The 23,313-nt window shown below is 63.2% G+C and carries 19 protein-coding genes; 13 read left to right on the forward strand and 6 right to left on the reverse strand.

Annotation, left to right across the window (positions count from 1 at the left end; translation table 11 throughout):
• Positions 1-24: 24 nt before the first annotated feature.
• On the reverse strand, positions 25-687 hold the full coding sequence (locus GQ674_RS07435; RefSeq protein WP_159496543.1) for a TetR family transcriptional regulator: 663 nt from the start codon (positions 685-687) through the stop codon (positions 25-27).
• Between the two features lie 310 nt (positions 688-997).
• Here GQ674_RS07435 and ndk point away from each other — a divergent pair, with 310 nt between their 5' ends.
• The 12 genes from ndk to guaA all read left to right on the forward strand — a co-directional run bounded on the left by ndk (position 998) and on the right by guaA (position 16,148).
• Positions 998-1,423 (forward strand): nucleoside-diphosphate kinase, encoded by a 426-nt coding sequence (ndk, locus tag GQ674_RS07440; RefSeq protein WP_038688788.1) that lies wholly within the window; start codon positions 998-1,000, stop codon positions 1,421-1,423.
• Between the two features lie 67 nt (positions 1,424-1,490).
• The gene (rlmN, locus tag GQ674_RS07445; RefSeq protein WP_181394018.1) at positions 1,491-2,639 is read left to right on the forward strand and encodes a 23S rRNA (adenine(2503)-C(2))-methyltransferase RlmN; all 1,149 of its coding nucleotides are present in this window, start codon (positions 1,491-1,493) and stop codon (positions 2,637-2,639) included.
• Positions 2,626-3,423 carry a type IV pilus biogenesis/stability protein PilW gene (gene pilW, locus GQ674_RS07450; RefSeq protein ID WP_159496544.1) on the forward strand — a complete coding sequence of 266 codons (798 nt, stop codon included), beginning with the start codon at positions 2,626-2,628 and terminating at the stop codon, positions 3,421-3,423. Before rlmN ends, pilW begins: the two co-directional genes overlap by 14 nt.
• Positions 3,424-3,429: 6 nt before the next feature.
• Entirely contained in the window at positions 3,430-4,299 is an 870-nt protein-coding gene (locus GQ674_RS07455; RefSeq protein ID WP_159496545.1) for a RodZ domain-containing protein, read from the forward strand.
• A gap of 58 nt (positions 4,300-4,357) precedes the next feature.
• Positions 4,358-4,996, forward strand: coding sequence for a tetratricopeptide repeat protein (locus GQ674_RS07460; RefSeq protein ID WP_128097241.1), 639 nt, complete (start codon positions 4,358-4,360; stop codon positions 4,994-4,996).
• Positions 4,996-6,204: an outer membrane protein assembly factor BamB gene (gene bamB, locus GQ674_RS07465; protein WP_159496546.1), complete on the forward strand. Its 1,209-nt coding sequence runs from the start codon at positions 4,996-4,998 to the stop codon at positions 6,202-6,204. Before GQ674_RS07460 ends, bamB begins: the two co-directional genes overlap by 1 nt.
• A gap of 12 nt (positions 6,205-6,216) precedes the next feature.
• The gene (der, locus tag GQ674_RS07470; RefSeq protein ID WP_128097246.1) at positions 6,217-7,608 is read left to right on the forward strand and encodes a ribosome biogenesis GTPase Der; all 1,392 of its coding nucleotides are present in this window, start codon (positions 6,217-6,219) and stop codon (positions 7,606-7,608) included.
• A 136-nt stretch (positions 7,609-7,744) separates the two neighbouring features.
• On the forward strand, positions 7,745-8,884 hold the full coding sequence (gene moeB / locus GQ674_RS07475; protein WP_159496547.1) for a molybdopterin-synthase adenylyltransferase MoeB: 1,140 nt from the start codon (positions 7,745-7,747) through the stop codon (positions 8,882-8,884).
• A 953-nt stretch (positions 8,885-9,837) separates the two neighbouring features.
• Positions 9,838-11,664 (forward strand): monovalent cation:proton antiporter-2 (CPA2) family protein, encoded by a 1,827-nt coding sequence (locus tag GQ674_RS07480; RefSeq protein WP_159496548.1) that lies wholly within the window; start codon positions 9,838-9,840, stop codon positions 11,662-11,664.
• A gap of 69 nt (positions 11,665-11,733) precedes the next feature.
• Complete coding sequence (gene folD, locus GQ674_RS07485; protein ID WP_159496549.1) at positions 11,734-12,618, forward strand: bifunctional methylenetetrahydrofolate dehydrogenase/methenyltetrahydrofolate cyclohydrolase FolD; 885 nt, start codon at positions 11,734-11,736, stop codon at positions 12,616-12,618.
• 395 nt (positions 12,619-13,013) lie between these two features.
• The gene (gene guaB / locus GQ674_RS07490) at positions 13,014-14,471 is read left to right on the forward strand and encodes an IMP dehydrogenase (RefSeq protein ID WP_159496550.1); all 1,458 of its coding nucleotides are present in this window, start codon (positions 13,014-13,016) and stop codon (positions 14,469-14,471) included.
• 111 nt (positions 14,472-14,582) lie between these two features.
• Complete coding sequence (gene guaA, locus GQ674_RS07495; RefSeq protein ID WP_159496551.1) at positions 14,583-16,148, forward strand: glutamine-hydrolyzing GMP synthase; 1,566 nt, start codon at positions 14,583-14,585, stop codon at positions 16,146-16,148.
• An 80-nt stretch (positions 16,149-16,228) separates the two neighbouring features.
• Here guaA and GQ674_RS07500 read toward each other — a convergent pair whose 3' ends face one another.
• The 5 genes from GQ674_RS07500 to GQ674_RS07520 all read right to left on the reverse strand — a co-directional run bounded on the left by GQ674_RS07500 (position 16,229) and on the right by GQ674_RS07520 (position 22,193).
• Positions 16,229-18,088, reverse strand: a complete 1,860-nt coding sequence (locus GQ674_RS07500; protein ID WP_159496552.1) for a DUF3732 domain-containing protein — start codon at positions 18,086-18,088, stop codon at positions 16,229-16,231.
• On the reverse strand, positions 18,085-18,537 hold the full coding sequence (locus GQ674_RS07505) for a three component ABC system middle component (protein ID WP_159496553.1): 453 nt from the start codon (positions 18,535-18,537) through the stop codon (positions 18,085-18,087). The genes GQ674_RS07500 and GQ674_RS07505 overlap by 4 nt, the downstream gene beginning before the upstream one ends.
• A gap of 1 nt (position 18,538) precedes the next feature.
• Positions 18,539-19,747, reverse strand: coding sequence for a hypothetical protein (locus GQ674_RS07510; protein WP_159496554.1), 1,209 nt, complete (start codon positions 19,745-19,747; stop codon positions 18,539-18,541).
• A 622-nt stretch (positions 19,748-20,369) separates the two neighbouring features.
• On the reverse strand, positions 20,370-20,726 hold the full coding sequence (locus GQ674_RS07515) for a hypothetical protein (RefSeq protein WP_159499304.1): 357 nt from the start codon (positions 20,724-20,726) through the stop codon (positions 20,370-20,372).
• A gap of 543 nt (positions 20,727-21,269) precedes the next feature.
• Positions 21,270-22,193, reverse strand: coding sequence for a LysR family transcriptional regulator (locus GQ674_RS07520; protein ID WP_159496555.1), 924 nt, complete (start codon positions 22,191-22,193; stop codon positions 21,270-21,272).
• A 96-nt stretch (positions 22,194-22,289) separates the two neighbouring features.
• On the opposite strand from GQ674_RS07520, the gene GQ674_RS07525 reads away from it, so the two are divergent.
• The gene (locus GQ674_RS07525) at positions 22,290-23,144 is read left to right on the forward strand and encodes a type 1 glutamine amidotransferase domain-containing protein (protein WP_159496556.1); all 855 of its coding nucleotides are present in this window, start codon (positions 22,290-22,292) and stop codon (positions 23,142-23,144) included.
• Positions 23,145-23,313: the final 169 nt, after the last annotated feature.

A 23,313-nucleotide genomic window follows, 5' to 3' on the forward strand; every position in this document is an offset into this window, starting at 1 on the left:
GGGTTCAATGGGCAGAGCCCGGCTCTACGGGGTGGAAAGGGAGGTCGACGGAGCATCGGTGACCGCGCTGGCGCGGAAACCGGCTTCGGCGAAGTGGATCAGTTCGCGGGCGGCATGGGCACGATGCGCCGCTTCGGTGACACCGGCGGGTCGCTTGATCAGGCCGAAGTCGGCCATTGCATAGGTCAGCGAGCCGGCCAGGAAGTCCAGCCGCCAGTACAGCTCTTCCTTGCTGAGCTCCGGCACGCAGGCCGCGATGGCCTTGCCGAAGTCGCGCAGCACGTGGCCGTAGTGGTCGGACAGGAACTTGCGCAGGTTGTCGTTCTTCTCCGCGTAGGCGCGGGCGATCACGCGGACGAAGGCGCCCCCGGTCTGGCGGTCCTGGGCCATCGCCAGGGCCGGCTCGACGAAGGCCGCCAGCACCGGGCGCAGCTGGCCGGGGTGCTCGCGGCGGGCCGTGTCCAGCTGGGCCAGGCGGGCGGTGGTCATCTCGTCCATGCGCCGGCGGAACACCTCGTTGACCAGGTTTTCCTTGGAGCCGAAGTGGTAATTGACCGCCGCGATGTTCACATCGGCCTGGCTGGTGACCTGGCGGAGCGAGGTGCCGGCGAAGCCATGCTGCGCGAACAGCTCCTCGGCGGCGCCGAGAATGCGGTCCTTGGTGGAGAAATGAGCGGGCTTGGCCATGGGTCGGGCAGGGTTCAATCAAACGATTGTTTGATATTAGACCCGGGGCTGCGCGGGCGCATTGTGCGACGCACAAAAGCGCCGGCTCCGTTCATCGTCGTGGCGGGACCTGCCCGGCAATCCCCGCACCGCCTGAACGGGGGGCTCCGCTTGGCATTGGTGGGTTTGCCGGGCAGCGGCCGGCACTACCGCATGGGCGGGTTACACGTTAGAATTGCCTCACGTATATCAGGCTAAGCCCGCGTTTCGACGCGGGTTTTTTTCATGTTACTCTCGGGCCGATCAGTGGCCCGCCCAACGGAGAATTCCCATGGCGCTGGAGCGCACCCTTTCCATCATCAAGCCGGACGCCGTCGCCAAGAACGTCATCGGTGAAATCTACGCCCGCTTCGAAAAGGCCGGCCTGAAGGTCGTCGCCGCCAAGTACAAGCAGCTGTCGCGCCGTGAAGCCGAAGGCTTCTACGCCGTGCACCGCGAGCGTCCGTTCTTCAACGCGCTGGTCGAGTTCATGATCTCCGGCCCGGTGATGATCCAGGCCCTGGAAGGCGACAACGCCGTCCTGGCCCACCGCGACCTGCTGGGCGCCACCAATCCGAAGGAAGCCGCTGCGGGCACCATCCGCGCCGACTTCGCTGAATCCATCGATGCCAATGCCGCCCACGGCTCGGACTCGGTTGAGAATGCCGCGATCGAAATCGCCTACTTCTTCGCCGCGACCGAAGTCGTCTCGCGCTGAGAGTGATGCCGTGAACGAGGTCGTACAGCCAACCGCCATCCCATCCGTGCTCGTCCCGAGCGTGGCTGTGGCCAAGCAGAACCTGCTCGACCTCGATCGCGAGGGTCTGGAGCGCTTCTTCGCCGAGACCCTCGGCGAGGCGCGCTACCGTGCCCATCAGGTGATGAAGTGGATTCACCATCACTACGTCACCGATTTCGATGAAATGACCGACCTCGGCAAGGCCTTGCGCGCCAAGCTCAAGCAGCATGCCGAGGTGCTGGTCCCGAACATCGTGTTCGACAAACCGTCCAACGACGGCACCCACAAGTGGCTGCTGGCGATGGGCAACGATGGCAAGAACGCCATCGAGGCGGTCTACATCCCGGACAAGAACCGCGGCACGCTGTGCGTGTCCTCGCAGGTCGGCTGTGCGCTGAACTGCACGTTCTGTTCGACTGCTACCCAGGGCTTCAACCGCAACCTGTCCACCGCCGAGATCATCGGCCAGGTGTGGGTGGCGGCGCGGCATCTGGGCAACATCCCGCACAAGCAGCGTCGTCTCACCAACGTGGTGATGATGGGCATGGGCGAGCCGTTGATGAATTTCGACAACGTCGTGCGCGCCATGAGCGTGATGCGCGACGACCTGGGCTACGGGCTGGCCAACAAGCGCGTGACCCTGTCCACCTCGGGCCTGGTGCCGCAGATCGACCGGCTGTCCGCCGAGAGCGACGTATCGCTGGCGGTGTCGCTGCATGCGCCCAACGATGCGCTGCGCGAAACCCTGGTGCCGCTCAACAAGAAGTACCCGATCGTCGAGCTGATGGCCTCGTGCGCACGTTACCTGCGTGCCAACAAGCGCCGCGAATCGGTCACCTTCGAATACACCCTGATGAAGGGCATCAACGACCAGCCCGAACACGCCCGCCAGCTGGCGCGGCTGATGCGCCAGTTCGACAACGCCGTGCAGGCGTCGCACTCGGGCAAGGTCAACCTGATCCCCTTCAATCCGTTCCCGGGCACGCGCTATGAGCGCTCCGGCGACACCGAGATCCGTGCCTTCCAGAAGATCCTGCTGGATTCGCAGGTCCTGACGATGGTCCGACGCACCCGCGGCGACGACATCGACGCCGCCTGTGGCCAGCTCAAGGGCCAGGTGATGGACCGCACGCGCCGCCAGGCCGAGTTCAACAAGACGCTCCAGGATGGGAAAAGCCGGGATGCCGCTGCCTGATTTCCGATTGCCAGCCGTTGTTTTCATCGCGCTGGCATTGGTCGGCTGCGGTAAAGAAGGCAAGCGAGCGCCCAGTGCGCCGCTCGGTGTGGCTCCCACCTATGAAGTCCGTGACAGCGCGGCCACGCGCCGCCGGTTGAATTACCAGGACCAGATGACCCTGGCCGACCGGGCCTATCAATCCGGCTCGCTGGCGGCGGCGGAGAAAAACGCCCGGACGGCGCTCAAGCTGGATGGCGACCGGCCCGAGGCCTACCTGATGCTGGCCACGCTGGCTGCACGGCGCGGCGAGGATACCGCCGCCGGCGGACTCTACCGCAAGGCCGCCGAGCTGGCGCCCGAGCGCGGGGACGTCCTTAACAATTATGGTGCGTGGTTATGTACACATGGCCGCCCGGCCGAGTCGCTGGTCTGGTTTGACCGCGCGCTTGCCGCGCCGGGCTATGCCACACCGGCGTCGGCGCTGGCCAATGCCGGTGGCTGTGCGCTGGACGCCGGCCAGTCCGAACGGGCCGCCCGCGACCTGCGTGCCGCCCTGCAGGCCGAGCCGGGCAACGCCTATGCGCTGGAGTCGATGGCGCGCAGCGAGTTCGCCCAAGGCCGCTATTTCGAGGCGCGGGCCTTCTCCCAACGTCGTCTTGCGGCTGCACCGGCCACACGTTCCGTGTTACAACTTGCCTCTGAAATCGAGGCGCAGTTGGGCGACACGGTTGCATCGGGTCGCTATCTGCAGCGAATTCGCGACGAATTTCCGCAGGATGCGGCTCCTAATTCCCGGGGTTGAAGCATTGTGATTGATGACCAGACTGTGAACGCTTTTGATGCCGCTGCCGGCTGTGGGGTCCGTCTCCGCCAGGCGCGCGAAGCGGCAGGGCTGACGCTTGAAGCGGTAGGGCAGCAGTTGCACATGCCGGTGCAGGTGGTGAAGTCGCTGGAAGCCGAGCAATGGGACCGCCTTGGCGCCCCGGTGTTCGTGCGCGGCCAGTTGCGCAGCTATGCGCGCCTGCTGAAGATCGATCTAGGCGATGTGCTGGAACAGGCCCGGATCGGACCGGTGGTGCCGCCGCAGCTGGTCAGCCACACCCATACTCCGCGGGCCCGGCGCATTGCCGAGAGCCTGGGGCGCCGCGTGCTGTATGTGGGCATCACCGCCGTACTGGCGGTGCCGGTCTGGTTTGCCACCCGGGGCCACTTCGACGGCAGCGCCAACACCCCCAATACCGCGTCGCTGGATGTGATCCCGGCGGCCGTCCCGGTGGGCGGCGGTGCCGTTCCGGCCGAGACCACCCCGGCGGCGCCCGCACCGACCAGTGCGGCTGCCGGAACGCCTTCGGCGCCTTACCTGGCGTCACTGACCCCCGTGCCACGCCCTGCGGCCACCGCAGCAGCGCCGGCCGGTGCGCTCAGCCTGCAGTTCAATGGCGACAGCTGGGTCGATATCGCGGCCCCCGATGGCAGTACCGTGGAAAAGGCACTGATCAAATCGGGCGAAGCGCGCAGCTTCACGCCGGGCCAGGTGGGCCGCATGGTGCTGGGCAATGCGTCGGCGGTCGAGGTTCAGCAGGCGGGCACTATCGTCGACCTTTCGCCGTACCAGCGAGCCAACGTGGCACGCTTTACGGTATCCTCTGACGGCTCCGTGGCCCCAGTTTCGCACTGAGTCGCGTTTCCCAATCCAATTCAAACAGCCCCTCCTCACGGACGGGGCGAGAGTACGCATGGCGATCGACGACCTGCTCGACGAGCACGAACAAAGTGAACGCGTCCGCGGCTGGCTGCGGAAGAATGGTGTCAGCATCCTCGCCGGCGTGGCGATCGCAATCGGCGGCATCGCCGGTTGGCAGTGGTGGCAGAAGGACCACAGCAACCAGCTGGCCGGCGCCAACGTCCAGTACCAGGCGGTGCTCAAGCACCTGCAGGACAAGGATCTGGCCCAGGCGGCCAAGGGCGTGAAGGCGCTCGACGACGGCAAGGCCAACATCTACTCGGACCTGGCCGCGCTGCAGCTGGCCAAGGCCCAGGTCGAGGCAGGCAAGAACGAAGATGCGCTGGCAACGCTGCGTGCGATCAAGGCCGACCCGGAGTTCCAGCCGGTGATCGAGCAGCGCATCGCACGCCTGTTGCTGGCCACCGGCAAGGCCGATGACGCGATCAAGGCGCTTGGCACCGCCAGCGACAGCGCCAGCCTGGAAATCCATGGCGATGCGCTGATGGCGCAGGGCAAGCGTGATGCGGCCCGGCAACAGTATGAGAAGGCGCTCAAGACGCTGGACGTGGCAGCGCCGCAGCGGCGCCTGCTTGAAACCAAAGTGATGGATGCCGGTGGCACCGTCACCGATGCTGCGGAGTCGGTGTAATGAAGCATATGGTCATGATCAAGCGCGTTGCCACCCTGGTTCTGCTGGGCGTGGCGCTGTCTGGCTGCTCCACCGTCAAGGGGTGGTTCGCCGGCAAGGATGCAGCAGCCAAGAAGGCGCTGGAACCGGCTGAACTGGTGAAGTTCGAGCCGACCGTGAAAGTGGACCGGCTCTGGAGCGTGAACGTCGGCAAGGGCGAGAAGCGCATCGGCGTTCGCCAGGGCCCGACCGTGGCCGATGGCCGCGTCTACGCGGCGGCCATTTACGGCGGCGTGCACGCCATCGACCTGCAGACCGGCAAGAAGGTCTGGACCTGGGAGCCGGCCAAGGAAAAGAAGAAGCCCAAGCTGCGCCTGTCCGGCGGCCCCGGCGTCGGTGACGGCCTGGTGGTGATCGGGACGCTGGACGGCCAGGTGATCGCCCTGAGCGCCGAGGATGGTGCCGAGAAGTGGCGCGCCAAGGTGCCCGGCGAAGTGATCGCCGCCCCTGCAATCGCCCAGGGCATGGTGTTCGTGCGCAGCAACGACGGTCGCGTGACCGCCTTGGACGCCGACAACGGCACCCAGCGCTGGTTCAACCCGCGTGAGCTGCCGGCGCTGACCGTGCGCGGCAATGCCGCCGTGGTGACCGGCCCGGGCGTGCTGTTCGTCGGCAACGATGATGGCAGCGTGTCGGCCCTGGCAATGACCGATGGCCGCACCGTGTGGGACCAGATGGTCGCCAACGGCGAAGGCCGTACCGAACTGGAGCGCATGTCCGACGTGGACGGTGCGCCGGTGCTGGAAGGCAACACCCTGTTCGTGGGCAGCTTCAAGAACCAGACCATGGCGATCGAAGGCCCGACCGGCCGTCCGCTGTGGTCGCGTGATCATGGCGGCGCCGGTGGCGTGGCCCTGACCTCGGGCAATGTGTTTGTCACCGACAACAAGGGTGGCGTGTTCGGCCTGGACAAGAACAGTGGCAGCGCGATGTGGTCGCAGACCGCGTTGGCGCGCCGCTCGCTGACCGGGCCGGCGGTGCAGGGCGACTACGTCGTTGTAGGCGATTACAAGGGCTACCTGCACTGGTTGCGGACGGATAATGGCGAGCTTGCCGCTCGCGCCAAGAGTGGCGGTGACGCCCTGCTGGCGCAGCCGGTAACCGCCGATGGGATTCTGCTGGTGCAGAACGTTGATGGAAAGCTGACCGCATTCCGGTTGGCACAATAAGGAGTTACCGCGATGCTGCCCTTGGTCGCCCTGGTTGGACGGCCGAATGTCGGCAAGTCCACGCTGTTCAATGCGTTTACCCGTACGCGCGACGCGCTGGTCCATGACCAGCCCGGCGTGACCCGGGACCGTAATTACGGTGTTTGTCGTCTTAACGAAGACCACCCGTTCCTGGTGGTCGATACCGGCGGTATCGCCGGTGAAGAAGAAGGCCTGGCTGGCGCTACCGCGCGTCAGGCCCGCGCTGCCGCCGCCGAGGCGGATCTGATCCTGTTCGTGGTCGATGCCCGTGAGGGCCCGATGGACGACGAGATCCTGTCCTGGCTGCGCAAGCTGGCGCGTCCGACGCTGCTGCTGATCAACAAGATCGACGGCATGAACGAAGACACCGTGCGGTCGGAGTTCGCCCGCTACGGCTTCGGCGAAATGCTGACCGTGTCGGCCGCGCACCGCCAGGGTCTTGACGATCTGCTGGACGAAGTCGTGGAGCGGCTGCCCGAAGAGGGCACCACCGAAACCCTCGACACCGATCCCAACCGCATCCGCATTGCCTTCGTGGGCCGCCCCAACGTGGGCAAGTCGACGCTGGTCAATCGCCTGCTGGGAGAAGAGCGCATGATCGCCTCCGAAGTGCCCGGTACCACCCGCGACTCGATCGCGGTGGACATGGAGCGCGACGGTCGCGAGTACCGCCTGATCGACACCGCCGGCCTGCGTCGCAAGGCGCGCGTTGAGGAGGTGGTCGAGAAGTTCAGCGTGATCAAGACGCTGCAGGCGATCGAGCAGTGCCAGGTGGCCGTGCTGATGCTGGACGCGTCCGAAGGCGTGACCGACCAGGACGCCAGCGTGCTGGGCGCGGTGCTCGATGCCGGCCGTGCGTTGGTCGTTGCGATCAACAAGTGGGATGGCCTCACCGACTACCAGCGCGAGCAGGCCGAAGCGCTGGTGTCGCGCAAGCTCGGCTTCGTGCCGTGGGCCGAAGTGGTGCGCATCTCGGCCAAGCATGGCTCGGGCCTGCGCGAGCTGTTCCGCTGCATCCACGCCGCGCATGCCTCGGCGACGCATGAGTTCAGCACCAGCGAGGTCAACAAGGCGCTGGAAGTGGCCTACGAGACCAACCCGCCGCCGGCGATCCGTGGTCACGTGTCCAAGCTGCGCTACGTGCATCCGGGCGGCTCCAACCCGCCGACCTTCATCGTGCACGGCACGCGCCTGAAGGATCTGCCGGAGTCGTACAAGCGCTACCTGGAGAACTTCTTCCGCAAGCGCTTCAAGCTGGTTGGTACCCCGGTGCAGTTCATCTTCCGCGAGGGCGTGAACCCTTACGAGGGCAAGAAGAACGTACTCACCGAGCGTCAGATCAAGCGCAAACGGCGCCTGATCAAGCACGTCAAGGGCAAGTGATCCACGAAGAGCCGGCGAAAGCCGGCTCTTTTCGTTACGGTGCCCCCGGCTGCCCGGCACGCGCCGGTAATGCCGGCCGCTGGCCGGCAACCGCGACAAACCCACCGCGTGCGCGCCGGTGCGCGATAATCCCGGCATGAGCACGATCCCCGAACTCACCCCCGCACAGGCCCGCGAACGCGTCGCCCGTGGCGCGTTGCTCATCGACGTGCGCGAGGCGCACGAACGCGCCGTCGGCATGGCCGAAGGCGCGCTGGGCATCGCCAAGGGCGAGCTGCTGGCATCGCCCTCGACGCACCTGCCCACCATTGATCGCGAGGTCGTGTTGATCTGCCAGAGCGGCCGGCGATCGCTGGACGCGGCAAGCGCGCTGGCCGATCTGGGCTACACGGATCTGGCGTCCGTGGACGGTGGCACCAACGCCTGGCGTGCCGACGGACTGCCCCTGGTGCAGCCGCTGCAGACCGACGCCGAGCGCGACTTCAACGCGCGCTACGCGCGCCACCTGCTGCTGCCCCAGGTGGGCGTGACCGGTCAGCAGACATTGTTGGCCTCGCGCGTGCTGGTGCTCGGTGCCGGTGGACTGGGTGCCCCTGCGGCCTTCTATCTGGCGGCGGCCGGGGTAGGGCATCTGCGTATCGCCGATGACGATGTGGTGGAGCGCAGCAACCTGCAGCGCCAGATCCTGCACACCGACGCCAGCGTCGGCATGCCCAAGGTGCTGTCGGCACGCGACCGCCTGCTGGCGCTCAATCCGCACCTGGATGTGGAGGCCGTGCAGGTGCGTGTCAGCGCCGACAACGTCGATGCACTGCTGGACGGGGTGGACGTGGTGCTGGACGGCTCGGACAACTTCCCGCTGCGCTATCTGCTCAACGATGCCTGTCTCCAGCACCGCGTTCCGCTCGTGTATGGCGCGGTCGAGCGCTTCACCGGGCAGGTCAGCGTGTTCGACGCCGGCCGCCAGCGTGGCCAGGCCCCGTGCTACCGCTGCCTGTTCCCGGAGCCACCGCCGCCGGAATTCGCGCCCAACTGTTCGGAAGCCGGCGTGCTGGGCGTGCTGCCGGGGATGGTCGGCCTGCTCCAGGCCACCGAGGTGCTCAAGCTGCTGCTGGGCATCGGCGAGCCTCTGGTCGGGCGGCTGCTGAGTTTCGATGCACTGGGCATGCGTTTTCGTGAGACCCGGCTTCGCCCCGATCCGGCCTGCCCGCTGTGCGCGCCGGGGAAGGCGTTTCCCGGGTACATCGATTACGCCGCGTTCTGCAGCGGGCCGTAGCGTGGGTGCTGCCCGGCTGCATTTCGCACGTTGCTGGTCAGCCGGGCAGAGCCCGGCTCTACGTGATTGCGTCGACCCCGTAGCGCCGGGCTTTGCCCGGCTGCATTTCGCGTGTTGCCGGCCAGCCGGGCAGAGCCCGGCTCTACGTGATTGCGTCGACCCCGTAGCGCCGGGCTCTGCCCGGCTGCATTTCGCACGGTGCTGGCCAGCCGGGCAGAGCCCGGCTCTACGTGATTGCGGCGACCCGTAGCGCCGGGCTCTGCCCGGCTGCATTTCGCACGGTGCCGGCCAGCCGGGCAGAGCCCGGCTCTACGTGATTGCGTCGACCCCGTAGCGCCGGGCTCTGCCCGGCTGCATTTCGCGTGTTGCCGGCCAGCCGGGCAGAGCCCGGCTCTACGTGATTGCGGCGACCCCGTAGCGCCGGGCTCTGCCCGGCTGCTTTTCGCACGGTGCTGGCCAGCCGGGCAGAGCCCGGCTCTACGTGATTGCGGCGACCCCGTAGCGCCGGGCTTTGCCCGGCTGCATTTCGCGTGTTGCCGGCCAGCCGGGCAGAGCCCGGCTCTACGTGATTGCGGCGCCCCGTAGCGCCGGGCTCTGCCCGGCTGCATTTCGCACGGTGCTGGCCAGCCGGGCAGAGCCCGGCTCTACGTGATTGCGGCGACCCCGTAGCGCCGGGCTTTGCCCGGCTGCATTTCGCGTGTTGCCGGCCAGCCGGGCAGAGCCCGGCTCTACGTGATTGCGACGCCCCCGTAGTGCCGGGCTCTGCCCGGCTGCATTTCGCGTGTTGCCGGCCAGCCGGGCAGAGCCCGGCTCTACGTGAATTCAGGACGATCCTCGCCGTCACCTGGTCCATCGTTCTGTTTTCGGCACGATCATGCGCAACGTGGATGCTATTGCCGCTCGGCGCTTTGCCCTATCGTTGAGTCCTCTATGTAGTCCGGGGAAACAACCGCATGGCGGTCGAAGCAGGTGCCAGTGAGCTGGTGAAAGTCGTGGCGCTGCTGGGTGCGGCGGTGGTGATGGTGCCGCTGTTCCGACGGCTGGGATTGGGCTCGGTGCTGGGGTACTTCGCTGCCGGCCTGGCCATCGGCCCGTTCGGCTTTGGCTGGTTCTCCGATCCGCAGGCCATCCTGCACACCGCCGAACTCGGCGTGGTCATGTTCCTGTTCGTGATCGGGCTGGAAATGCGTCCCTCGCACCTGTGGGGCCTGCGCAACGAGATTTTCGGCCTCGGCACGCTGCAGATCGTGGTCTGCGGCGCAGTGCTGACCGGCGTGTGCATGCTGTTTGGGTTCCCGGTCAACGTGGCCTTTATCGGTGCCTTCGGCTTTGTGCTGACCTCCACCGCGGTGGTGATGCAACTGTTGGCCGAGCGCGGCGACATTGCCCTGCCGTCCGGGCAGAAGATCGTCTCGATCCTGCTGTTTGAAGACCTGCTGATCGTGCCGCTGCTGGCCGTGGTGGCCTTCATGGCCCCGGTGCAGGCCGACGCCGGCGACAGCTCGCGCTGGCTCAGCGTGGGCATCGGTGCCGGCGCCATCGTCGGCCTGGTGCTGGTGGGCCGGTTCCTGCTCAATCCGTTGTTCCGCATCCTGGCCGCGGCCAAGGCGCGCGAAGTGATGACCGCCGCCGCGCTGTTGGTGGTGCTGGGGGCGGCGCTGCTCATGCAGCTGGGCGGGCTGTCGATGGCGATGGGCGCGTTCCTGGCTGGCGTGCTGCTCAGCGAATCCACGTTCCGCCACCAGATTGAAGCGGACATCGAGCCGTTCCGCGGCATCCTGCTGGGGCTGTTCTTCCTCAGCGTGGGCATGGCGCTGGACCTCACCGTGGTGGCCAACAACTGGCCGCTGATCGTCTCGGGCGTGTTCGCGCTGATGCTGGCCAAGGGCGTGTGCATCTACATCGTGGCGCGCATCATGGGCAGCGACCACCGCCAGGCGCTGGACCGCGGCGTGGTGATGGCGCAGGGCGGCGAGTTCGCGTTCGTGCTGTTTTCCGCGGCCGCAGCGGCCGGTGTGATCGGGGTGGAGGTCAACGCCAACCTGACCGCGATCGTGGTGCTGTCGATGGCGCTCACGCCGCTGTTCGTACTGCTGCACGACAAGCTGATGCCCGACCGCGAAGTGTCGCTGGATGGCGTTGAAGAAGCCGACGGCCTGTCCGGCAGCGTGTTGATGATCGGCTTCGGCCGCTTCGGTCAGGTCGCCAGCCAGTCGCTGCTGGCACGCGACGTGGACGTGACCATCATCGACAACGATGTGGACATGATCCACAACGCCGAGCGCTTCGGCTTCAAGATCTACTACGGCGACGGCACCCGCCTGGACGTGCTGCACGCCTCCGGTGCGGGCTCGGCGCGTGCCATCGCGGTGTGCGTCAACAACGCCCAGGACGCCGACCGCATCGTGGAACTGGTCACCCATCAGTTCCCGCAGGCCAAGCTGCTGGTGCGCTCGTTCGACCGCGAGCATTCGCTGCGGCTGATCCATGCCGGCGTGGACTACCAGATCCGCGAGACCTTCGAATCGGCGTTGCAGTTCGGCCAGGTCGCCTTGATGGAACTGGGCGCCGACCAGGACGATGCGCGCGAGATCGCCGAGCAGATCCGCGAGCGCGACGCCGAGCGCTTCGAGCTGGAAATGGCCGGTGGCAGCCTGCGCGCCGGGGCGCACATGGTGTTCGGCACGGCGCTGCCGGGCGTGCCCACGCCCACGCCGTTCACCGCGCCCAAGCGCAAGGCACGCACGCTCAACGCCGACGAAGTGCCGGAAGAGGAATGACGCGCCGGTGGGCGGGGCGGGCCTAATCGGGGACAATGGCGTCCCCGCCGCCCCCGCCTGCCGCCCTCGATGAGCTCACCGACCCCCGCACCTGCCGCCCCCGCCCGCATCCTGGATGGGCGCCGCATCGCTGAAGACCTGCTGGACAGCCTCAAAGTGCGGGTGGATGCCCGCCTGGCGGCCGGTGGCAGCCGCCCGGGCCTGGCCGTGGTGCTGGTGGGCGGTGACCCGGCCTCGACCGTGTACGTGCGCAACAAGCGCCGCGCCGCCGAGAAGGTGGGCATCGAGGCCTTCGATTACGACCTGCCGGCCGGCACCAACGAGGCCCAGTTGCTGGAACTGATCGACCAGCTCAACGCCGACCCCAAGATCCACGGCATCCTGGTGCAGCTGCCGCTGCCGGGCATTCCCGACGCCAGCCGGCTGATCCACCGCATCGACCCGCGCAAGGACGTGGACGGTTTCCACCCCGAGAACGTGGGCCACCTGGCCCTGCGCGAGTTCGGCCTGCGCCCCTGCACCCCGCGCGGCATCGTCACCCTGTTGGGCCACACCGACCAGCCGGTGCGCGGCCGCAACGCCACCATCGTGGGCGTGAGCAACCACGTGGGGCGCCCGATGGGCCTGGAACTGCTGATCGCCGGCTGCACCGTAACCAGCTGCCACAAGTTCACCCCGCGCGATGTGCTGGAGCGCAGCGTGCGCGACGCCGACATCCTGGTGGTGGCGGTGGGCCGCCCGGGCATCGTGCCGGGTGAATGGGTGAAGCCGGGCGCCGTGGTGATCGACGTGGGTATCAACCGCCTGGACGACGGCCGCCTGGTCGGCGACGTCGGCTTCGAGGCCGCCGCCCAGCGCGCCAGCTGGATCACCCCGGTCCCGGGCGGGGTAGGGCCGATGACCGTGGCCACGTTGATGCAGAACACGCTGGAAGCCGCAGAAGCGGCGGTCTGACCGCCCGTGCCGACCCCGGTCGGCGCTTCGCCCGGATGCCCAGGCGGCGCGCGCCCCGTGCCGACCAACGGTCGGCACCTACCGTGGCGGCAATCTCCGGGCGCCCTCTACCGACCAACGGTCCGAGGCGGCAATCTCGGTCGCTCTGCGCCAACCAACGGTCCGCGGCGGCAATCCCCGGTCGCCCTGTGCCGACCAACGGTCCGCGGCGGCCACCCCGGGTAGAGCCGACCGTTGGTCGGCTGCCGTTGGCGCGGTGGCGCATCGCTCGAAGGGCAGCCGACCAACGGTGGGTTCTACCGTTCGCTGGCGCGACACAGCGTCGCACCGGCCCCCTGCCCAAGCGGGCCGAATCAGGGTAAAATGTCGCGCTTCCCCACATCTCGGGTATGCCGATGCTGCGCATCCAGGCTGAAGCTCTCACCTACGACGACGTCTCGCTCGTCCCCGCACACTCCACGATCCTGCCCAAGGATGTCAGCCTGGAAACCCGGCTGACCCGCGACCTGCGGCTGAAGCTTCCGATCCTTTCCGCGGCCATGGATACGGTCACCGAAGCACGCCTGGCCATCGCCATGGCCCAGCTCGGTGGCATGGGCATCATCCACAAGAACCTGACCGTGGAGCAGCAGGCCGCCGAAGTGGCCCAGGTCAAGAAGTTCGAGGCCGGTGTCATCCGCGACCCGATCACGGTCGGCCCGGAAACCACCATCCGCGACGTGCTGGCCCTGACCCAGGCGCGCAACATCTCCGGCGTGCCGGTCGTGGACGGCGGCGGCCAGCTGGTCGGCATCGTCACCCACCGTGACATGCGCTTCGAGACCGAGCTGGACGATCCGGTCCGCCACATCATGACCAAGAAGGATCGCCTGATCACGGTCAAGGAAGGCGCCGCATCGGAAGAAGTGCTGCAGCTGCTGCACCGCAACCGCATCGAAAAGATCCTGGTGGTCAACGATGATTTCGCCCTGCGTGGCCTGATCACCGTCAAGGACATCCAGAAGAACACCGACTACCCCAACGCCGCCAAGGACACCGCCACGCGCCTGCTGGTGGGTGCTGCGGTAGGCGTCGGCGGCGACACCGATCGCCGCGTTGAAGCACTGGTCGCCGCCGGTGTGGACGTGCTGGTGGTGGACACCGCGCACGGCCATTCGCAGGGCGTGCTGGAACGCGTGCGCTGGGTCAAGAAGAACTTCCCGAACGTGCAGGTCGTGGGTGGCAACATCTGCACCGGCGAAGCCGCGCTGGCGCTGCTGGACTGTGGCGCGGACGCGGTCAAGGTCGGCATCGGCCCGGGCTCGATCTGCACCACCCGCGTGGTCGCCGGTGTCGGCGTGCCGCAGATCACCGCGATCGACCTGGTGGCCGAAGCGCTGCAGGACCGCATCCCGCTGATCGCCGACGGTGGCATCCGCTACTCCGGCGACATCGGCAAGGCGCTGGCCGCCGGTGCCTCCACCATCATGATCGGTGGCCTGCTGGCCGGTACCGAGGAATCGCCCGGCGAAACCGAGCTGTTCCAAGGCCGCTCCTACAAGAGCTACCGCGGCATGGGCTCGCTGGCTGCGATGGAGAAGGGGTCCAAGGACCGCTACTTCCAGGACGCCTCCAGCGCCGACAAGCTGGTGCCCGAAGGCATCGAAGGCCGCGTGCCGTATCGCGGCCCGGTGGGCGGCATCATCCACCAGCTGATGGGCGGCCTGCGCGCCACCATGGGCTACGTGGGCTGCGGCACTGTCGAAGACATGCGCAGCAAGCCGAAGTTCGTCAAGATCAGCGGCGCCGGCCAACGTGAGAGCCACGTCCACGACGTGCAGATCACCAAAGAGCCGCCGAACTACCGCGCCTGATGCGGCATGAGCAAAGAGGAACGAGGAAGCTGATTCCCGTTCCTCTTTCTCTATCGGCCGCAGGTTTTCGTATTCGTTTCCTGTTTTCTTTCCTGCATTGCCCAGGGCGCCATGACCAACATCCATAACGACAAGATCCTCATCCTCGATTTCGGCGCGCAGTACACCCAGCTGATCGCGCGCCGCATCCGCGAGCTCGGCGTGTACTGCGAAATCTGGGCATGGGACCACAACCCGGCCGACATCGCCGCGTTCGGCGCCAAGGGCATCATCCTGTCCGGTGGCCCGGAATCGACCACGCTGGCGGGCGCGCCTGCCGCGCCGCAGGAAGTGTTCGACAGCGGCCTGCCGATCTTCGGCATCTGCTACGGCATGCAGACCCTGGCCGCCCAGCTCGGTGGCGCCACCGAAGCGGCCGACCAGCGCGAGTTCGGCCATGCCGAAGTCAACGTCGTGCATCCCGATGCGCTGTTCAAGGGCCTGAGTGACCACGGCGGCGAGCCGAAGTTGAACGTCTGGATGAGCCACGGCGACCACGTCTCCGTCGCCCCGCCGGGCTTCACCGTCACCGCCGTGACCGACCGCATCCCGGTGGCCGCGATGGCCAACGAAGAAAAGCGCTGGTACGGCGTGCAGTTCCACCCGGAAGTGACCCACACCCTGCAGGGCCAGGCGCTGCTGCGCCGCTTCGTGGTGGACGTGTGCGGCTGCGAAACCCTGTGGACCGCCGCCAACATCATCGATGACCAGATCGCCCGCGTGCGCGAGCAGGTCGGCGATGACGAAGTGATCCTCGGCCTGTCCGGCGGCGTCGATTCGTCCGTGGTGGCCGCGCTGCTGCACAAGGCGATCGGCGACAAGCTGACCTGCGTGTTCGTCGATACCGGCCTGCTGCGCTGGCAGGAAGGCGACCAAGTGATGGCGATGTTCGCCGAGCACATGGGCGTCAAGGTGATCCGCGTGAACGCCGCGGACCGCTACTTCAGCAAGCTGGAAGGCGTGAGCGACCCGGAAGCCAAGCGCAAGATCATCGGCAACCTGTTCGTGGACATCTTCGATGAAGAGTCCAACAAGCTGAAGAACGCCAAGTGGCTGGCGCAGGGCACCATCTACCCGGACGTGATCGAGTCGGCCGGCAGCAAGACCGGCAAGGCGCATGTGATCAAGAGCCACCACAACGTGGGCGGGCTGCCGGAGCACATGAAGCTGGGCCTGGTCGAGCCGCTGCGCGAGTTGTTCAAGGACGAAGTGCGCCGCCTCGGCGTCGAACTCGGCCTGCCGCGCAGCATGGTCTACCGCCACCCGTTCCCGGGCCCGGGCCTGGGCGTGCGCATCCTGGGCGAAGTGAAGCGCGAGTACGCCGAACTGCTGGCCAAGGCTGATGCGATCTTCATCGACGAGCTGCGCAAGGCGGATCTGTACGACAAGACCAGCCAGGCGTTCGCGGTGTTCCTGCCGGTGAAGTCTGTGGGCGTGGTGGGTGATGCGCGGGCTTATGAGTGGGTGATTGCGCTGCGTGCGGTGGAGACGATTGATTTCATGACGGCGCATTGGGCGCATCTGCCGTATGACTTCCTGGGGACGGTGAGTAACCGGATCATCAATGAGTTGCGGGGGGTTTCGCGGGTTGTCTATGACATCTCGGGGAAGCCGCCGGCGACCATTGAGTGGGAATGAGTTGAAAGAACGAGGGCGCCGAGAGGCGCCCTTGTTGTAGCTTCGAGTTGAGCGGGGATTCTATTAATGCTTCCCTGAATCTATTCGCTCCGAGGACTGTCATCTTCAGCTAGCTCAAGAATGAGGCCGTAATCATCCCGAAGCTCTCTGTCCACGAGATGGAACCGGTCAAGTTGCAGCGACGTCCAGTGATCTTCGGCTATGTGCTCCAAAAGAATGATCTGAAATCCGCCGCGTTTATCCATTCTAGAAACAAAATCATTCAGTTGTGCTAGGACCTTGTCAAGGCTGCGGATGTCATCATTCGGTTGGCCGTCGCTTGAGAAATATGGGGTGCTGACTTGATCAAGTATTAAGAAGGACGGCATCCAAGGGATCAGTAACGTCCTTGCGATTTCATGTATCGCAAGGAAGTGCGCGATATGAAGGTACAGATAGTTAGATGCACTTCCCACATCTGGCATTTTCTCTATTTGAGTCAGATCGGGCGAGTGTAGATGAATTAATTTCTCCTTCTCTGAGTAGTGAGCGGAGAATTCGCTGTATCCCTTTAGTGGCAGATGGCTTAATACTCTATTTATAAGGCTATTTAATCTTTCCTTCGCGATCGAATTCTTTTCGTCATTCTGATCAACAACCTTCTGTAGATCTGCGATTGCGTCGTCGAACTCTTCGGATTGCGTGTCGACGGGTTGGGTGTGGCTCTGACTGTAGATGTCAAGCTTTGTCTCCAGCCGACCCAAGAAACGATAGTATTCATTCGGGTTTTGCTGGACATCCTGTCTTGCGTTAAGAGTGTCAAGTTCATTCCTTAGTCTTCGCAGCTCTACTTCATTGCCTTCGTGAATCTTTCTAACTTCATCAAGGAATGGGAAGCTCTTCCGATTTCGCAAAGTCTCTTTGACTTCAGAAAGCTCACGTTGCAGCTTCGATATGACCTGGTTGGCAAACTGCGAGGGGAATATATCATCAGACTGCAAGTTGAACGTATTGACCGGCTTTAGCGCATCTTCAATTTGCTTAAGGGAAGCGAGGTAAGTCGGCTTGTTGTCGATAAACGCCTGAAGCTGACGATTCTTGGCAGTGAGCCTGAAAATCTCGCGCTCGACCCTTTCCACTTCAGCCCTGTGGCCAGTCGGAGTAGTGGGTATCTGGACAACCTTCCTTAGTTCGGCGAAATTCTCGTGATAGGTGTCATGAACCTGATCAATAACTCCCAGTGAGTGAGCCTCGATAGATAGCGCAGAAACTTCCTCTGAAAAGGAATTTGCGGCTTCTCTATAGGAATCCTGCTTTCTAACATGAGCTGCTCTCTTTCGTTCAAGCTCTGCCAACTTGCTGCGAGAAATAGCGGTGTCAACGTTCTCTGCGCCAATCGCCATTCGAAATGTTCTTTCAATGGACTCTTGGAATCGGCCATCAGTAGGTCTAATGTACAAATGGTCTGGCGCGACGATGGTGTTCTGATCCTGATAGCAGTACGCTAGAAAATTTCGGAAAGAGACTTTAGATCCGGCCTGAATGTACCTTCCGCCGTATGGAACTCTCAATTCCGTGTCGATTCCAAAGGCTGCACTGAGAACTTTTTTTAGGCTGTCAACGCGGACATTCAGGTCGGGGGTGTCTGGGATGATTCCGTTCTCGTTAAAGTAGGCCTGGTCGGTGCAACCAGCGCTCTCCGCTGGGCGAGCTATTACGATCTCCTTGCCATCTACCGAAAGCTTGATGCCATACCAATTTACCTTTGAGTCGATGTTTGCTTTCGATATGCCTGTTGTTTCACTCGCGAGTAAGCAGTAGTCAATTATGAAAAGTACTGACGACTTTCCTTTTCCTGAGTCTCCAGTAATCACGTTAACGCGATTGTGGAGGAAGTCTAGTGATCTTGTTATTCCGTTCTTTTGCCAGAGAATTACGCTGGAAATCTGGATGTTGCTCACAATTCGATCCTGAATGTTTGATAGAGGTCCAAAGTCGATTCGCCAAGGATTAGGCCAAGTTTGGGGCCTGAATCGAAGATCTCGGTCGCGATCTTTCCGATGTCCGTAGCGTCTCGGAAGAATATTTTGGATCTAAGGCTCAATGAGTGATCCTCCAGGGTGATCATTCCAAGCTCCTTAGCTAGCAAAATAGTATTCAAGGACGTAATTGTAAGATCCTCATACTTCACGCGGACTACAGTAAACGCACCCGGGTTTGAGGCAATTAGGTCTTTACTACTTAATACAATACTGTTCTTTCTCTTTAGAACTGAGCGAATTGTTCTATCAAAAATCAATGGAAGGATGAGCATTGCTTTAGATAGGGCGAGACTATGGCCGGGCGAGTTCTCAAGTGCAATCTGAAGCGCAACGGTTCCGATTAATTCATTCTGAGAGATTCGGTTCATTTCAGAACTTGCTCCGCCAGTTCTTGCGCCACCCTATTCGAGGAATATTGGAAAGTTTAATGTACTTTCCGCAGCTGAGATTGATTGGAATTTCGACGCCGCCAGCCGTCATTTGCTTTTTCATTGTTTGGTCATAGCAATGCTGAGACGCTTTTAGATGAATTGGCTCGTCATCATCCGGCGTGTTCCTGTGAGACTGATTGTGTAAAAGTTGCCAATCTGACAGTGCCTTGTTTTCGAGCCTTGAATCGTCGCTAGCGCTGAACGATCCCGAGTCCTTAAGTGACTGTATAAATTGCTCTGACAAGACCATTTCGACGCCGCGATCAATGATTTCGTCTTCGTGTATTCCGATGTCCTGAAGCTGTTCATGGAACTTGCTTGAGCGGAATGACAGGGTGTGAGGTCGCTCATATTCGTAATAAAAATCAATGAATCGATCAAACTCAATAGGTTCGGACCGTGCTGATCTTATAATCCTGTCAAATCCCATCGTTGTTCTGAAATCGTCAAACGTAATGACTACTTTTTCGCCACTGATTATTCGGGAGAACTTCGATTCTTTGAATGCGCCGATTACATGGCGTCTGGTTTCTTCAATTTGAGATGCTGGAACGGAAAGCTGCCTCAGTTCTGAGGTAATTCTTCCAATGACGGACGAGTCGTCAGAATGGAATTCGAATCGGCTAAAAAGATGATTAAGTTTTTCATTGCTCGCATCGCATACCGATTGAACGTACTTTGCGAGAGGGTTCTTTGATTCGTCAGGCTTCTTCTTGGACTCGACTAGCGAGATTTTATCGTTAGTACTTCTTATGTGCGAAATTATGGCTTCAATGTTCTGACGTGGACTCTTTAGTAAGGAAACAAACTCTTGGTTATTTAGGCCTTTGTTTGTATAGAGTTGAAGCGTCAGATTTCTATGGCTGGGGAGGCCTGGGATGATCTGGAGCCAGTTATGCAGGGTTTTCCAGAGATCAATGTCTCTGTCTGTGATGTTGCCAGGTTCTACCGAGTGCTTTACCTGGATTAGTGTGAGGTCTTGAATGGATCCGTCATCTGAAACTGTTTGAGCATGGATGTCGTCATGGAGCTCCAGGCCAAGTGCCTGCCCTTCTCTAAGGGAAATCAGTTTTTCGACATATACGAAATCCTGAAATTCAAAGCCTAACGATGTCTTGTCGGCAGAAAATTTGTCGGCGCCGCTCATTGTTCGATTACCAGAGAAGTTGGCGCTTTACTTGCGATGAGTGAGTTTTCATGTGAGCTGGCGCCCTTGCTTGCTGCGTCCGGAGCGCTGGTCGACAGGAGTGCGTCGCGATTTATAATCTTCCGAACCATGTCTCTACGCGAATCCCATTTTCTTAGTCGAGCATGGGTAATGAAAGCTATGGATTTCTCGATTGCTTCATTCGATAGGTAGACCGGATTTTTCAGGAATATTTGAACGTTCTGCAAAGTTACCACTGACTGCCCCCTTGCAAGCCATTGCAGCTTCGGGGGCGTCAGCTGAGCTTGGGCCACCCTTGGCCGTGATTAGGATCCGTTCTAGGGACGCGTGAGTGACGCGACCACCGACTGAGCTCGTGCTCTAGCTTACGGTCCCACAATCTCACTGAACTTTCAAGCTCGGTAAGCATATTGGCCAGAGGCTTAAGTGTTGGCCTAATTGGAGAATGTTATTGGAGGGTCCAATAGTCCATTCTGCCAAAGTTTGAGAGCGCGACGTTTGCTGTGCGTCTTGGTATTTTTGCAGATATGTGTGCTAGATCGACCGGTATCTAGCTTTGATTCGGTTGAGGCGAGGTCTAGGTGGAGTGTTGAGCTTTGATTTACTTCGGCCTCACCTCATGACAAGCCCACTCAACCAGCCCCCGGCAAGCCAGAAACAGCCCATCAACAACCCCCTCAACCAAATGCCGCTCCGGCTCCGCTGCCACCCGGCAGCGGTCCGCCGCATGCAGCAGCTCCAGAACCGTCAGCGCCCCAACCATCGCGCGTTCGCTCCTGGCCAAGCTCACGCGGCGGCCGGGTGACACATCTTGCTCTGGCCAGGGCTGTCCGTTGGCACCCTCGCAGCCGCGCATGCGCTTGAGGATGCCGAGGAGGTAGTTCAGGTCGGGCAGGGGAGTGTCGTCGTTGATGGGCTCAACAACGGTGTACGAAGAGAAGGTGTCGGAATCGTTTATGGCGTCGGTTTCCTTGGCTGTGCTTAACAGCGCCACCGCGTAAGCGGGGTGGCGGACGATGCGTGGCTGCAAACCGGACGTCAGTTGTCAGTACCCGGCGGGCCCGAAGACCCCCACGCACCGCCCGCCATAAAGGCCGACGGATTACCCGCCGGCACCGGTTAAGGGCGGTGCCGACGGGTAAGCGTAAACAACTAACAGTTCGGGTTTGCAGACCCGGCCACCCGTTGTCGGTGGCGCGCCATGGTGTTTACGCGGTCGCTTCGAATGCAAATCGAAATTCCCGAAGAAATCGCGGGATTCGAGAGCGAAGAACCACTGTTGCACGCAGCATTCGTGCAACACGCGACGCCACAAGACGCATTCGCGCAGATACCCTGCGGATTACGAATCAAAGTGGCGCAATCGCCCATGCCGCAAGCGCATAGTGGGACTGCCTTCTTTACAACAGTTCTTAGTCAGCCTCGGTAGACAACGGCACCCGATCAGCCGCACGCCCCGAAAACCGGTTCAAAGCCGACACCGCCAGCGAACCTCGCAGCCTCAACCAACGCTGTCCTCAACCACCGCCACATTCCCCACCAGCAACTCAATCATCGCCCGCGCCGCCGCCGACTGACGCCGATGCGGCGCATAGATCACCGAGAACGGCCGCGATCGCCCCCGCAGCTGCGGCAACACCTCCACCAGCTGCCCACGCCGCATCCGGTCGCGCACGATGAACTCATAGCTCTGGCAGATGCCGATGCCCTGTTCGGCCAGCGACACCACGCCCAGCACATCGTCGGAGGTCTCGATGGACGAACGCGGCAGCCAGTTCACGTCGCGCCCGCCGTCGCGGAAGATCCACGGCGCCAGCCGCCCGGTGCGCGGCATCACGAACGGCAGGCACAGGTGCTGCTGCAGGTCGTCCAGCGTCTGCGGCGTGCCACGGCGCTGCAGGTAGTCCGGTGCGGCCACCAGCAGCAGCGGCGCGTCTTCCAGCTTGCGCGCCACCAGCCCGCTGTCCGGCAGCTGGCCCAGGCGGATGGCCAGGTCGAAGCCTTCGGCCACCAGGTCCACGTTGCGGTTGGTGATGTTCAGTTCCACCTGCACCTGCGGGTACTGCTGCGCAAAGCGCGCCAGCACGGGCGGCAGGCGGTAGTGGCCATAGGTGGTGGGCACGCTCAGGCGCACGCGGCCGGCCAGCGCACCGTCCTGGGCCAGTACGTCGCGTTCGGCGTCGTCCAGCAGGCTGAAGGCGGTGCGCACTTGTTCCCGGTAGAGCCGACCGGCGTCGGTCAGGCCCACGCGGCGGGTGGTCCGCTGCAGCAGCTGCCGGCCCAGCCGCGCTTCCAGACGGGTGACCGCGCGGCTCAGCACCGAGGGCGTGGTGGACAGCGCCACCGCGCCGGCAGTGAACGAGCCGTGCTCGACCACCGCCAGGAACACCTCTACATCGCCCAGGTAGTCGAACTTGCGGCTCATTTGGCTCTCCGGGGAACAGATGTTTTGCGGTCGGGCCAATTTATCGCCGCTGGGGCGATGAATAAAGTGGCGGCCATTCCCCGATAGGAGCTCCCCATGAACCTGATGACCCGGCTGGCCGCAGCGCTGGCCCTGACTCTGGCCGCCAGCGGAGCGCATGCCGCCAACGTACTGGTGGTGCTGTCCGACGAAAACCACCTGGACCTGAAGGATGGCAAGGTGCTGTCCACCGGCTTCTATCTCAACGAGTTGATGCAGCCGGTCAAGCTGCTGTTGGACGCAGGCCACGAGGTGACCTTCGCCACGCCGCAGGGGCGGGCGCCGACGGTGGATGCGTCCTCGGTGACGCCGGCGTACTTCGGCAACGATGCCGCGCAGCTGACGCTGCACAAGGACCTGCTGAAGAAGCTGGCGCTGACCTCGCCGACGGCCTCGCCGGTGGTCAGCCTGGCGCGCGTTGAGCAGCAGGGTTACGCGCGCTTCGATGCGGTCTACATTCCCGGTGGCCACGCGCCGATGCAGGACTTGCTGAAGAGCCCGGTGCTGGGCCGGCTGCTGGCCGACTTCCACCAGCGCAACAAGACCACCGCGCTGGTCTGCCACGGGCCGATCGCGCTGCTGTCCACGCTGCCGGATGCGGATGGCTTCGTGGCGACGCTGCACGCGGGTGCGATGCCGACCACGCCGAGGTGGATCTACAGCGGCTACCAGATGACGGTGATCAGCAACCAGGAAGAAGAGCAGGCCAAGCCGCTGCTGGGTGGCGGTGAGATGAAGTTCTACCCGCAGACGGCGCTGCAGCGGGCGGGTGCGCGGTTCAGCAGCAACACTACGCCGTGGACGGGGCATGTGGTGGTGGACCGCGAGCTGATTACCGGGCAGAACCCGGCTTCGGCGGTGGAGGTGGGGCAGCGGGTGGTTGAGCGGTTGAAACAAGCCGGTTCGTTCTGAGCGCGTGTGGTTGCGGAGAATTCCACGCGAACGGCGCGGGATCTCCGCCAGTTGGCGAGGAGCGTTATCACGGGCACCTTCATGGCCGACGGCGACGAGAGGTCACGGTGGCGGCCTGCGCTGATGGGCATCCCGGCGGCTACACTGACCGCCTACGCCCGCTGGAATC

Origin of the sequence: Stenotrophomonas sp. 364 (genome assembly GCF_009832905.1) — a bacterium.
GTDB classification, from domain to species: domain Bacteria; phylum Pseudomonadota; class Gammaproteobacteria; order Xanthomonadales; family Xanthomonadaceae; genus Stenotrophomonas; species Stenotrophomonas maltophilia_AP.